The sequence below is a fragment of the Polaromonas naphthalenivorans CJ2 genome, from assembly GCF_000015505.1.
In the GTDB taxonomy this organism is placed as follows: Bacteria; Pseudomonadota; Gammaproteobacteria; order Burkholderiales; family Burkholderiaceae_C; genus Polaromonas; species Polaromonas naphthalenivorans.
In genome coordinates this window covers 41,996-53,907 of sequence record NC_008759.1, presented here as the reverse complement: position 1 = coordinate 53,907, position 11,912 = coordinate 41,996, and the positions used below count along the sequence as shown (strand labels likewise).

Below are 11,912 nucleotides of genomic sequence, written 5' to 3'. Positions count from 1 at the left end.
AAGTATGTTCTGGTTGTCGTTACTTGTATCCGGTTTCGCCTTGGTTTGCATGAAACTTGGAGCTTATTCGGTTTGGATGAGCATCCTGTCGGGAGGCTTCAAATTCGGACTCTTCGTTATCGCCTGCCTTGTCACCGCGCTCATTTGAAAGAAGCCTGCTAACTCCGACAACTGAGGCTGTTGAACCAAGTCTGGACCTAAAAAATGAACGTAGTATTTATTTCGCAAGCTCAATTCAGGATGTAACATGGTGTACTTCAATTAAGTAGAACTCATCAATGTTGCAGCCATTTCATGGATATGACATTTGTCGTTATGTACTATAAATAACTAGCTGTTAGCCCAAGAGTCTGCTAGAAAATGCTAATAGCAATACTAGTTAAAACCATCCCATTACACACATCTTTTTTCTCATTTAAAAACAACAGGTTAGAGCACTTTTTCGGGAGATTTACCCATGCGTTGGTACAGGATGGCCAAAGGTTTATCCCGGCGTAAGTGCCTAAAAACTATCCAAATCGCAAAGATTTGCTTAATTTTTAAGCAAATCTTTGCACATGATGACGTACGCAAGGCTAATCGGCAAAAGATGTGTGTAATGGGATGAGTTAAAACGGCATGTCAATAGCACTTGAAATTTAGCATTGCGAGATGCCTTCCGAATCACGCCTTAAGTTGGCTATCCAAATTTTCACCACACAAGTCATTAGATGAAATCAATAGCAGCAGTGATACTCTCACTAACTCTCTCGGCATGCGTCAGCAACCCACCTCGCCCAGTTGTTCAAATAGTCAAATATGACCTTCGAGTAAATCAGTCGAGCCGAGATGAAATCTTCTCTGACGACGTTGGAATTAGTCTCAAGCCAATAATGCTTGAAAAGGCTGTTACTACCGAGAGCTTATTTGCTTCCTATAATTATTGGAATCCCAGCAATCCCAAGCAAAATGGCAAAATTAGAAGCATTCTAGTTAGTCTTCCAGTCTTTGAAGTTCAAGTAACAAATACAAGCGGACAGGCCGTCAGCTTTCAAAAAGTGGCCATTCGTTTGGTTGACGATGCAGGCAATAGCTATCAGGCTCAACTCAAACAAGACATCATAGATTTTGCTGGTACACAACTCGATTCCATGCAAAGCCGTGGATGGGCAATGGACAGAGCAGTAGCACTGGGAGCAGCGAGAAACTTAAAACTGCTTGATAAAAACTATGAGAGTTTGCCTGGCATTATCGAGAAAAGAATACTCTCTTTTGACATCGGAAACATCTCTAATGACAACGCGTACAGAGAAATGTTTAAAAATACCAAGTACGTACGAGCAATGATATATAACGTTCCTGTCAAGTTTGACCAAGCGGGAAATGTTACGAAAGTAGCCAAATTTGATTTCTTGTTTGATGTTATCAAAAAATAATGCACTAATTTTTTAAGAACTAAATATTATTAAATTTTATTATTTAATAATATTTTTAATGCATTATCTCGATTTTCTCACACTGCTGACTTGGACCGACCGCTGCTGTTTATCGTGTAGCGTTGTTCTTGTATTTTCAATTGATTGTGAAACTGAGAATCTCAGGGACAGTCGCCAATTCAAGAACAAAAACCGCCTTCTTAGAAAGTCAGCCAAAAATGGGCCAAATGCGAAGGTGCGGTCGGCAATCGGGACACAGTAAATGACTTTCATGTTTTGATTTCAATTTTTGGAGTAATAGAACAACAATTTTGACCAAGAAATTGCATTACCGTACATCTCAGAGCACCTCGGCAGCGCCAAACCAAGCTGTCGGCCTCAATGCGTCCGTGCTTGATTGGTCTTTAATCGAAAAAACTACTGCATCCACGATAGCCAAATTTTCTAGGTCGGGTCTCTGCTCGATTACGCTGATTAGTGCATCTCTTAATAGCTGTTCGTAGACCAAATATCGAGACCGCTCGACTTTTATTTTCCCACCCTTAAATGCTGGACGTAGGAAATTCATCCAGCGGGAGTCGAGCGGAACAACGTTGCGGCTGAGGCCGCCGTTCACGAGGATATTGCGCAGCTGTTTCTGACCAATCTGCGGAAAGGGCACGTCCTGCAGTGCGGCGCTGAATGTTGCAGACCGTGCAATTTCTCTATCACTGTCCCGCAACGAGCCATCGAGGGATAAGCGTCCGAATAAAGATAGCGGTCCACCGGACTGAGAAAGAGAGTCCAGGCGAGTGCTCGAAGAACCGGATTGAGCAAAAAACGGAAGGTTGCCCGTAACGAGTAGAGCTTTGTTGGGTGTAAAGCGAAGCCCGAACCCAACTAATTGAGCAAGCACCCACTCTAATTTCGAGCCATCCTTGATTACCCTGTCTAACGAAAGCAATGGCCCATCTTTACGAAAAAAGTTCGCGAGAGGTCCGTTTTCCGATGAATTTTCTTGAGATGAAAAACCACAAACAACAAACAACCTCCAAAGCTCTCCGAGCGTTTCAATAGGTCGCGCCTGTAATTGCTGGCGACGCACGGCATTGGGCATGTTGGCTGCTATCGGCAAGCCGCGAAATAAGTCGGCTACCAGGTCAACGGCATTAGAGTTCATCTCAGGGTGCCCATTTTGAGTCGCGACCGGGCGCCGATTGCGAGTCGACCTGGAGTTGCCGCGACTCGCCAGTACAGTGTTGCAAAGTGCGATAACACAGGCCCCTCCTCGACATTCGGCATTCGTACGGAGAGTCCGAATTTCTTCGTCGCACAGTTCGCTAATATCTTCCAGTCGCCAGTCTTTTGCCATTTGAAATTCCTCTTCTGCTGCACAATGTTGGAAATGCTCAACCAAGAGCCCGCTTCACTGGCTGGCGGTGAATCCTGACCGAGAATCTAGTGCGGAAATTCTAAGCTCGGCTGTGTACCTATTAAGACCTTCCCTAAAGCAAAAATACAGATGCAGGCTGCTCTTATCAGCAAACAATCTTGGCAGCGGCATAAATTTGACCCCCATGAACCAAATAAAACGCGAGCAACTTGCACTAGCCATGCTTCTGGCCATCTTGGTTGGTGTTTACCCCTGATACTGCCTGCCGATGTACTTTCGTTTTGTAGCTGACGGCGTCCTGCTGCTGCACCTGGTATTCATCGTGTTTGCCCTTTTTGGCGGCGCGCTGGCCATCAGGTGGCGCTGGATGCCGCTGGTTCATCTTCCAGCAATGGCCTGGGCATTCTTTGTAGAACTGACGGGGCGCCTGTGCCCGCTCACTTCTATCGAGAACGGTTTTCGTGTTCGGGCCGGCCAGTCGGGTTACGCAGCCAGCTTCGTGGAGCACTACCTGCTCGGCGTCATCTATCCTTCAGGCTTGACGCGCGAGGTTCAGTTCGTACTTGCTGCCATGGTCGTTGCCATCAACATCGCCATCTATCTCTGGCTTTTCCTTCGCCACCGGAGCTACTTCAAGCGCAGGCCTTGCGCTTCAAGGAAAGAGCCTACCGTCGTCATAGGCGAACAAGATATCTGAGGCCTTCGCGGAAAACGACACCACCTGTCACCCGATACCTGAATACTCCAGCGCTCAATCAACACAGAAAGCATTCGATGCGAGCGCAACTGCAAACCGGTGTTTTGGGCGGGCATAATTCCGCGCAGGTGGCGCAATTGACAGCCTGTCTTTTGGCACGTTCACTTCGACCCGTTTGGAGTGGTGCGTAAATGAGAGGAAAGAACAGCTGGATAATCATCCTGGCGTCGCTTCAGCTGCTTGTCAGCCTTGCGCTTGCCTGGGCGATTGTCTGGGGATATGCAGTATCCCAAGCTCCATTGGGGCAATTTTTCCATTCTGTCGCGGCCTCCATTGGGGCGGTGTCCAACGTGGTTGGCCGAACGGCAGAGACCGTCGAAGCCAGGCAAGGACTCATCGAGCAGACAGGAAAGATGCTTGTTTCGACGCGAGTCCTCCTTCAGGAACTTCGGGTTGCTGCAGAGAACCAGGTCAAGTTGGTTCCCCAGTATGCCGGGAACATGCGCGCAGCATCAGAGGTTTCTGGAAAACTTGGCGGCACCCTCCAATCCGTCAGCGAGGGGTTGCTCTTTTCCGTTCCGACCAGCATTGAGATGGATGGTATGAAACCCGTCGTCAAAATGTCGCGCCCCCTTGAGAAGTACGCGCAGGATTTGAAAACGCAGGCCCAGGACATCAAGGCGGTCAGCCAGACCTTGCTCGATATATCGGTCACCATGGGCCGAGACGGAAAAAACCTGAGCGCAGCGTTTGTTACCACCAACCAGGATGCGCTCAAAGTGGTCGACGAGGTCGAGCGCACACTCGGGCGGCTCAACACACAGGACTTGCCCAAAGCGCTGGAGGATTTGCGGGCAACCGCTGAAAACCTGCGTGCCATCAGTGAAAAGGTCGATATCGCTAGCGACATCGGCAAAGTGCTTTTGGCCGTTGGCCTGCTGCTGGCCCTATGGTGCGCGCTGAACAGCGTATCCACGCTGATGCTGGCAAACGCCCTGCCAGCAGACCCGAAGCGAAACAAGCTCAACTTAAGTGGCAACCCCTGAGAATCACAATCATGAAAATCGTACGCAACGTCATGGTGGCGTTTCTTGTCGCCGCCTTGGTGGCCTGCGCTTGGCTGAAGCCCTTGGACGCGCCAGCCGCGCAGCAAGCAGATGCCGGCATGAAGCGCGCGCTCATCACCTTTGCCGCGGCCAGGGCCTTGAATGCCGTCATCTCGGTGGCGCAAGGCACAGAGGCGTCCTTTCAGCCCTTAGGCGTCGGGGTGACGCTGTCCCTGGGGCAGGTGTTGCGGCCCATCCATGACCTGGTCGAGCAGTTTTCCACCCTGATGCTCGCAGCCAGCGTCATTTTTGGAGTGCAAAAAATTCTCATCAGCATTGGTGGCAACTCCTTGGTATCGCTGGCCCTGAGCATTACGGCGCTCGGTTGGGCAGGGTATTACTGGCGCCAGCCACGACCGCCTGCGCTGCTTTCCCGGCTGCTGGTGATGCTGCTGATGCTTCGCTTTGCCATTCCAGTAGTGACGCTTGGCACGGACGCGCTGTGGCAGAAGTACCTAGCCGCTGACTATGCCGTGAGCCAAGACTCAATCAGCGCCACCTCGGGACAGGTGGGCAAGCTGAACCCTTCCATTTCAGAGGTATCTGACAGCCAAGGATTGCTGGAGAAAATGAAAGGTTGGGTATCAAAAAATGCCGATGTGAAAGTGCATTTTGCGAATCTGAAAGCGGCCGCAGAGCAAGCCACCGAGGACATCATTAAGCTCATCGTGATTTTCGTGCTTCAGACCCTGGTCATTCCGTTGCTGCTGCTCTGGGCTTTGTATGGCGTTGCAAGGCGCGCCTTCGAGTGGCCCGGGCCCATACCGGCTGGGTCCGCCAAGACGTAAATCGGTTTAGTTCCGAACAGCACCATGGCACGGCATGTTGCGTTGGAATATTGCCAGGCTGTTCAACCCTCGTAAGGAGGTTAGCGCATCATTTTTAATAATAGACACATGACATTGATAAGTGCACCCAGCCCGTGCCCATTTTGTACCCTTCCCGCCAGCCGCATCGTTGAGGAAAATGCGCATGCGGTATTGATTCTGGACGGCTACCCGGTGTCCCCGGGCCACAGCCTGGTCATTCCCAAGCGCCATGTCCGCTCGTTCTTTGAAGTGACGGCGCCCGAGCGCGAGGCACTCTTTGCCCTGCTGGACCGGGCAAAAGAGTTGGTTGCCGAGCAACACCGGCCCGATGGCTACAACATCGGCATCAACGATGGCGCGGCGGCGGGTCAGACAGTGCCTCACCTGCACATCCACCTCATTCCACGGTATGACGGCGACCAGCTGGACCCGCGCGGCGGCGTTCGATGGGTGATTCCGGAAAAAGCGGACTACTGGACAGGACGGTAGCGCGGTGGGAGCGAGTGCTCTGCCATCGGCCGAGGAGCAGCTCGTGTTTCTTGGCAAGCTCCAGCGCATCTTCACCGAAAGCGACTTCACGGCCACGTACAAGTTTGCCCTTTTGATGGCACTGGCCGACCTGGCCGTCGAGCTGGGGGCCGATGACGGAGATGAATTCATGGTCTCCATCCGTCAGATTGCCGAGCGGTTTATCCAGATGTACTGGCGGCACGCGCTCCCCTTCGGCACGGGCCGGCCCAACACTTTCTCGGGCGTCCTGACTCAGAACAACGGCGTGCAGGCCGCGGTGGTATCGGCCATCGCGACCTTTCGGACTCGGCATGGCGCAGCTTCGCCCCAGAGGGCCCGAATACTGCCTGAGTACCAGGCGCTGCTGAGGTCTGTCGCGCAGACCGTATCAGCGCAGCCGGTGAATTACCTGCAAAATTTCGGCGGCATGACCGATGCTTTCCTGTATGAGCGCGCGGGGGCTGGCCAGCTCAAACTCAAGCCCGGGGTGGCCTACTGCCTGCGGCGATTCCAGCCGCTGGTCCAGCAGCTGTCGCGCTCGCACTGGGTGGAGCACATCAAGCGCAACCGAAGGAACACCGGCATTCTCGGGCAGGCCGATGACCTCGAAGACTTCCTGTTTTCAGCGTCAAGGCAGTCGCTGCTGTCCATGGGCCAGGGACTTCGCAAGCTTGACGGGAGCAAGTGTTTTTATTGCACTCAAGCATTGACCGAGGCGGACGTGGACCATTTCGTTCCGTTCTCGCAGTACCCGCGCGACCTGGCGCACAACTTCGTGCTGGCGCACCCAACGTGCAACCGGAGCAAGTCCGATACCCTGGCCGCCGGCCCGCACCTGGAGCGATGGCTGGAAAGAATCGGCCGGCACGCTGACGCCATCAAGGAAGTCGGAATGGCGGCGGGCATGCTGGCCGATGCGCAGGTCAGCCTAAAGATTGCCGCTTGGGGTTACACGACAGCCATCGCGCGGGGCGGGAGTGCCTGGCTGGCACCTAGCCGCTACGAGGCCATCGACCAGCGCTACAACGCATATTTCATACCTTAAGGGGATTGGTGAAGAATGGACTGTTGGCCTCAATTTCTCCGTTACGGGCCGATTAAAGTACGCTGCTGACTGGAGCCGACCAATTGCGGATATTCAACGTTAGAGCCCTGACCGTGTAGGACGCCAAGGCCCTGCTGGTAAAAATGTACCGCGCTCCACGAGACAGGGCTTGGTGGCCTGCTGTCGGCGCTCCACTTGAGCGAAAGGTATGCGTCTGCAGGCACTCAAGGCGTTGACCTGTTTCTGCAACCTTCCTACGGGCAACGATTCGACTTACGCCTGGCGAAGATTTGCATCGGGAACACGCCGCGACAGCCACAGAAGATACGAACCGATAACAGCATCAACCGCAAAACACCAGACGGGATACCAACTGGGAACGCCAGTGTTTGTGATGAGCTGACTATGCACCAAGTCGTACAGCCCGTGCAGTAGCCAAAACACACCGACCACTACTGCTGACTGGCGGACGCTAACAAACGCGAATACAAGGCCGGCGACGACGAACGGAACACCGTAGATTATTTCCTTGAGGCCCACAGCATGCTCGCCTGCTTGTAGAGCGAAGGACGCGTAGATGCCAGGCAGAGTGAGCAGGCCCAACGAATACAACCAACGTTCCCCACGAATGAATCGCGCAAAAAAAATGGTAAGGGCACCAACCGCCGCACCAATGAGAGCCTCAATCACAATTTTCTCCTGTCATGAGAAAGAGAATATCAAAAGGCGCTCTTCATAATGAAAAGTAATATTTTCTTCATGAACGCCTGCCCCGTGCGCGGCGTTGGGAAGCTTTTAAGACGCATAACGTAATGTAACCATGCGCCTATCTTGGCATTACCAATGCCAGACGACAAAATAGCCGGAAACCCACCCGTTGATGTCGAAGCACCTAAAACGGACGTTTCATTTGGTCAGAACCCATACCTACTATGAATTCCATTGGAGTGCTAGGAATGCGCTCTCACCTATGGGGTAGGGATATCTTGCGCTATTAAAAAATACTAGCAAACCTGGCAACCCGCACAGAATTTAATTGAATCGTTTCTGAAGTGATTCTCGACTAAACGGGTTAGCTTTCACATACCTTTTTAAAAAAAGACTGTCGAATGACGTCCAACGCTGCAGTTGGACGTTCAGAAAACTGTCGCTAAAGCTGAGGGCGAATTTAATAAGCAGCCGGGCGCTTGGCGCCTTAGTAGGTCGCACCCCGTCGCGAGACAAAGTGCAACGTGAACCGGAACGCAAGCTAATCCTCAGCGACCGGACAGCGACTGGCACTGCGGCCCGTCCGCCGCCTGCAGGAAGAGCTTTCGACTTGAACAAAAGGGCTGCCAAAACAGCCCCTTCGTTCAAGCCCCAGGGGCAGGTAGCAGGAAGAATCAGGTGCATCGAAACCAACTTTGGAGCACCTTGTGACCACCTTCGCCATTCGCATCAAGCCCAGTGTGCAAAGAGAAATCGCTGCTGCCGACGCAGCACAAGCCCGCGGGCACTTTTCCACCTCCTTCGAGCACCTTGAGCGGGCACACGTGCTCGGGCAAGCAGCAACCGCCGAGCATGTGCGTGTGCACTGGCACATGCTCCGGTTTGCGCTGCGCAACAGCCTGCACGGCGAGGCCTTCGGTCAACTCTGGCGGCTCGTGGCGGCCTCCATCTTCACGGCCCCTGGGCTCGTGCCCGAAGGCAACACCGGCGGCGCTGACGTCAGTGGCTTTCGGCGCATGCCTATTGCGCAGGACCTGCAACAAGCGCTCAACGCTGCCCGGGCTCCACACACACCGGCACCCAAGAAAATCATGCTTCGCATGCTCACCGCAGCGGCAGCCCTGGCGGCGCTTGCCACCCTCATGACCGGTTGTGTCACGCAGCCCAAGGACCTGGACCTTTCACTGGAGAAGAATTCGGTTTCGAACGTTTACCGTGTCGCGCTGGTGCCCCCTGCTCAGGCGCCCGCCATCAACCAGATGCACAGCTGGAAGGTGAAGCTGGCTGCGCCGGATGGCACGCCGGTGCATGGCGCCAAGTTCGCAGTCGATGGCGGTATGCCCCAGCACGGTCACGGGCTGCCCACTCAACCTCGCGTGACGCGCGAGGTTGAGAATGGCACCTACGCGCTGGACGGAATGAAGTTCAGCATGACGGGCTGGTGGGAGGTGAAATTGGCCATCCAGGGTCCGCAAGGCGCGGACCAGGTCACCTTCAACTGGGTGGTGAACAACCCGGCCGTGCAGACCGTGAGCCTGCAATGAACCAGCGCGTCATCGCGTTGGCGGTCGCGGCGGCCGCTCTTGCCGTTACCGCCCTGGCCGCGCAGGATTTGAAGAAGGCGCCGCTGCGGGACAGGTGGTCAGTTCAGGAAGTCACTGCCCTCGCCTCGATGCGTTTGAAAGAGGCTGGCCAGCGGCCCGCTGATGCGTCGAACGCCTACGAGCAGCGCGCCGAGGCGGCCGCGCTTGGGCGTGCACTGTTCAATGACACCCGGCTCAGCAAGAACGGCCAGGTCGCCTGCGCCAGCTGCCACGCGGCCGACAAGCAGTTCGAGGACGGGCGTCAGTTCGGCCAGGGAATTGCCACCGGCAAGCGCCGGACCATGCCGGTCATGGGCGCTGCGCACGCCCCCTTCCTGTTCTGGGACGGGCGCAAGGACAGTGCCTGGTCGCAGGCACTGGGGCCACTCGAAGACGCGGCAGAGCACGGCGGCAACCGCGTCCGCTTGGTCCGACTGGTGCTGGCGCAGTACAAGGACCCGTATGGCAAGGTGTTCGGCGCGGTGCCCGAAGTCGGCGAACTGCCCGGCGATGCGTCTCCCAACGGAACGCAGGCCGAACGCGCCGCCTGGGCCGCGCTTGCGCCGGCGACCCGGAACAGCGTCAACCGCGTCTTTGCGAACATGGGCAAGGCCATCGCGGCCTATGAACGACTCGTTTCCTATGGTGAATCGCGTTTCGACCGGTACGCCCAGGCTACTGTCGCTGGCGATGGGCCAGGCCAGGATGCGCTCACCGGGCAGGAAGTGCGGGGATTGCGCCTGTTCCTGACCAAGGGGCAGTGTGTGACCTGCCACAACGGGCCGCTGCTCACGGACCATGCCTTTCACAACACAGGCGTTCCACCGCTGGAGCCGGCCAACCCGGACCGCGGTCGCGCCGAAGGGCTCAAAAAGCTCCTGGCCGACGAATTCAATTGCCTGGGCCGCTACAGTGACGCCAAACCGGAGCAATGCGGTGAACTGCAGTTCCTGTCAGCGAACGACACGGCTCAGCTCGGCGCGTTCCGCACACCAAGCCTGCGCAACGTGGCGGTCCGGCCGCCCTACATGCATGCCGGCCAGTTCTCGACCCTCGATGCGGTGGTGCAGCACTACGCCGCTTCGCCCCAAGCGGCCATCGGCCACAGCGAACTGGCGCAGCCCGGTGAAAACCACGCGCAGCGGCAAAGCATCCGGCTTTCCGCCGACGACATCAAGGACCTGGCCGCGTTCCTGGGCACGCTCACCGGCCCGGTCCATCAGCCCAGGTGATGCTGCGGCATTCGCAAGCGGGCGCTGAGCGGGCCGTTCATCTGCAGGGCCGAGGGCGCCAGGCCAAACATCGAGCGGGCCGTCCTCGACAGGTGCGCCGAGTCGGCGAACCCGGCCGCATGGGCTGCGCTCGATAGCGTCTGGCCCTGCATCAACAGCGTCCAGACCTGCAAGAGCCGTCGCCACAACAGGTATGTGCGCAAGGGCATGCCGGTCTCTTCGACGAAGAGGTGCCGAAAGCGCCCCGCAGACAGGTTCGCGGCTTGCGCGACCTCGCTCAGCGAAACGGTGTGGCCCGCCCGTTGGCCGATGTAGTGCACCGCCGCCAACACGCGCGGGTCCGATGGCGTGCGCAAGGTGGTCCCTGAAATGTTGTGCACGAGTTCAAGGCACGCGGCAATGACTGCGTCGTAGTTCCTTTCTATGCGCCAGGCCGTGGCCAGGCGCCGGGTCGTGGCTGCAACGAAGTCGGCATCGAGCAACTCAAGCCGGCCTTGCAGCCTTGCGCTAAGGGCCTTGCCTTCGGGTGTCTCCGGCTCGATGAACAGCACAGCGCTCCATTCGCAGTCATTGACGTCAATGCTGTGGGTTGCCCGTGAAGGAACCAGCGCTGCCGGGCAGGATTGCCACTCGCCTCGCCGGCCAAACTGAACGCGCAGTCCTGTCGGCGCGCCAATTGCCAGCTGTATGGCGTAATGCGCGTGCGGTGAAATGGGCGCGCCCCCGCCCCCGCCTTCGCCGATGAACCCGCACCCACCCGTCCAGGCGACAAAGTCGCCTCGGTAGCGGTTGAGGGTTGGAGCGTCCAAGGCAGATTCCCAGTTTCGGCCTTCAGTCTACCCAACCTGACCCAGCGCAGTTTAAAAAGCTGATGGGCCTGGTTGAGGCCAATTACCTTGGCCAGTCAGGATTTGCTGTTTCTGGTCACGGCTTGCTCATGACTCCGCAGACGAAGGCGTGGCATAGCTGCAAAGACCAGCAACAAGGCAATGTACACAGAGCCTGAAACCTTGTCTCGGCTATGGAGGAATTCGGCAAGCGTCTGGCTCTGGAGGACAACGGCAAGGCCGAGTTCGGCGCAGACCGACAAGGCCAGCGCAAGCACCCCGGCGGCCAGGCAGCGCGCTGGCGAACAGATGGCAGGAAAACGCCGCAGGATGAAGCCAGCAGCGAGGAAGATGACGGTTGCCATGATGGGCATCTCTGCGAGTTCCGCCCAGCGCTCGCCTATGCGTGGCACGAGAAAGGGGACTCGAAAGACACCGAGCACGAAGCCAGTACCGAGCACGATGGCGAAGTAAGTAAGCCCAGCGCGAATAGTCTTGTTCAAGGATAGACCGCTAAACGGTTGGGTTTCAAGGTTTTGTATCGGCGCTCAGTCAACGCCGCAGGTGGTCAGATGGTGCAATGAGTCGAAACGCTTCATTTATAGCCA

12 protein-coding genes are annotated in these 11,912 nt (G+C 55.9%); 8 read left to right on the top strand and 4 right to left on the bottom strand.

What is annotated here, in order from left to right:
* The first annotated feature begins 710 nt into the window (after positions 1–710).
* Positions 711–1,415: a hypothetical protein gene (locus tag PNAP_RS26400; RefSeq protein WP_157040525.1), complete on the top strand. Its 705-nt coding sequence runs from the start codon at positions 711–713 to the stop codon at positions 1,413–1,415.
* Positions 1,416–1,755: 340 nt separating this feature from the next.
* On the opposite strand, the gene PNAP_RS26395 is transcribed toward PNAP_RS26400, so the two are convergent.
* Positions 1,756–2,766: a hypothetical protein gene (locus PNAP_RS26395; protein WP_157040524.1), complete on the bottom strand. Its 1,011-nt coding sequence runs from the start codon at positions 2,764–2,766 to the stop codon at positions 1,756–1,758.
* Positions 2,767–3,055: 289 nt separating this feature from the next.
* On the opposite strand from PNAP_RS26395, the gene PNAP_RS23195 reads away from it, so the two are divergent.
* The 5 genes from PNAP_RS23195 to PNAP_RS23175 all read left to right on the top strand — a co-directional run bounded on the left by PNAP_RS23195 (position 3,056) and on the right by PNAP_RS23175 (position 6,954).
* Positions 3,056–3,484 carry a DUF2784 domain-containing protein gene (locus PNAP_RS23195; RefSeq protein ID WP_011798310.1) on the top strand — a complete coding sequence of 143 codons (429 nt, stop codon included), beginning with the start codon at positions 3,056–3,058 and terminating at the stop codon, positions 3,482–3,484.
* A gap of 191 nt (positions 3,485–3,675) precedes the next feature.
* Complete coding sequence (locus PNAP_RS23190) at positions 3,676–4,530, top strand: hypothetical protein (RefSeq protein ID WP_011798309.1); 855 nt, start codon at positions 3,676–3,678, stop codon at positions 4,528–4,530.
* Positions 4,531–4,541: 11 nt separating this feature from the next.
* The gene (locus PNAP_RS23185) at positions 4,542–5,378 is read left to right on the top strand and encodes a hypothetical protein (RefSeq protein ID WP_041377716.1); all 837 of its coding nucleotides are present in this window, start codon (positions 4,542–4,544) and stop codon (positions 5,376–5,378) included.
* A gap of 108 nt (positions 5,379–5,486) precedes the next feature.
* Positions 5,487–5,888 carry an HIT family protein gene (locus PNAP_RS23180; RefSeq protein ID WP_011798307.1) on the top strand — a complete coding sequence of 134 codons (402 nt, stop codon included), beginning with the start codon at positions 5,487–5,489 and terminating at the stop codon, positions 5,886–5,888.
* Positions 5,889–5,931: 43 nt separating this feature from the next.
* The gene (locus PNAP_RS23175) at positions 5,932–6,954 is read left to right on the top strand and encodes an HNH endonuclease (protein WP_232290865.1); all 1,023 of its coding nucleotides are present in this window, start codon (positions 5,932–5,934) and stop codon (positions 6,952–6,954) included.
* A gap of 273 nt (positions 6,955–7,227) precedes the next feature.
* Here PNAP_RS23175 and PNAP_RS25290 read toward each other — a convergent pair whose 3' ends face one another.
* Positions 7,228–7,644, bottom strand: coding sequence for a hypothetical protein (locus tag PNAP_RS25290; RefSeq protein ID WP_011798305.1), 417 nt, complete (start codon positions 7,642–7,644; stop codon positions 7,228–7,230).
* Between the two features lie 725 nt (positions 7,645–8,369).
* Here PNAP_RS25290 and PNAP_RS28045 point away from each other — a divergent pair.
* Both PNAP_RS28045 and PNAP_RS23155 read left to right on the top strand, forming a co-directional pair.
* Positions 8,370–9,206: a DUF3703 domain-containing protein gene (locus tag PNAP_RS28045; protein WP_011798304.1), complete on the top strand. Its 837-nt coding sequence runs from the start codon at positions 8,370–8,372 to the stop codon at positions 9,204–9,206.
* Positions 9,203–10,477: a cytochrome-c peroxidase gene (locus PNAP_RS23155; protein WP_011798303.1), complete on the top strand. Its 1,275-nt coding sequence runs from the start codon at positions 9,203–9,205 to the stop codon at positions 10,475–10,477. The genes PNAP_RS28045 and PNAP_RS23155 overlap by 4 nt, the downstream gene beginning before the upstream one ends.
* Here PNAP_RS23155 and PNAP_RS23150 read toward each other — a convergent pair.
* Both PNAP_RS23150 and PNAP_RS23145 read right to left on the bottom strand, forming a co-directional pair.
* Positions 10,465–11,286 (bottom strand): helix-turn-helix transcriptional regulator, encoded by an 822-nt coding sequence (locus PNAP_RS23150; protein ID WP_011798302.1) that lies wholly within the window; start codon positions 11,284–11,286, stop codon positions 10,465–10,467. The two genes, PNAP_RS23155 and PNAP_RS23150, sit on opposite strands and share 13 nt — an antisense overlap.
* Positions 11,287–11,381: 95 nt before the next feature.
* Positions 11,382–11,807: a hypothetical protein gene (locus PNAP_RS23145; protein WP_011798301.1), complete on the bottom strand. Its 426-nt coding sequence runs from the start codon at positions 11,805–11,807 to the stop codon at positions 11,382–11,384.
* Positions 11,808–11,912 lie beyond the last annotated feature (105 nt).

Coding starts and splice junctions, on each gene's coding strand:
- PNAP_RS23180 (WP_011798307.1), top strand. CDS start 5,487: ATGACATTGATAAGTGCACCCAGCCCGTGCCCATTTTGTACCCTTCCC.
- PNAP_RS23190 (WP_011798309.1), top strand. CDS start 3,676: ATGAGAGGAAAGAACAGCTGGATAATCATCCTGGCGTCGCTTCAGCTG.
- PNAP_RS26400 (WP_157040525.1), top strand. CDS start 711: ATGAAATCAATAGCAGCAGTGATACTCTCACTAACTCTCTCGGCATGC.
- PNAP_RS26395 (WP_157040524.1), bottom strand. CDS start 2,766: ATGGCAAAAGACTGGCGACTGGAAGATATTAGCGAACTGTGCGACGAA.
- PNAP_RS23195 (WP_011798310.1), top strand. CDS start 3,056: ATGTACTTTCGTTTTGTAGCTGACGGCGTCCTGCTGCTGCACCTGGTA.
- PNAP_RS23185 (WP_041377716.1), top strand. CDS start 4,542: ATGAAAATCGTACGCAACGTCATGGTGGCGTTTCTTGTCGCCGCCTTG.
- PNAP_RS23155 (WP_011798303.1), top strand. CDS start 9,203: ATGAACCAGCGCGTCATCGCGTTGGCGGTCGCGGCGGCCGCTCTTGCC.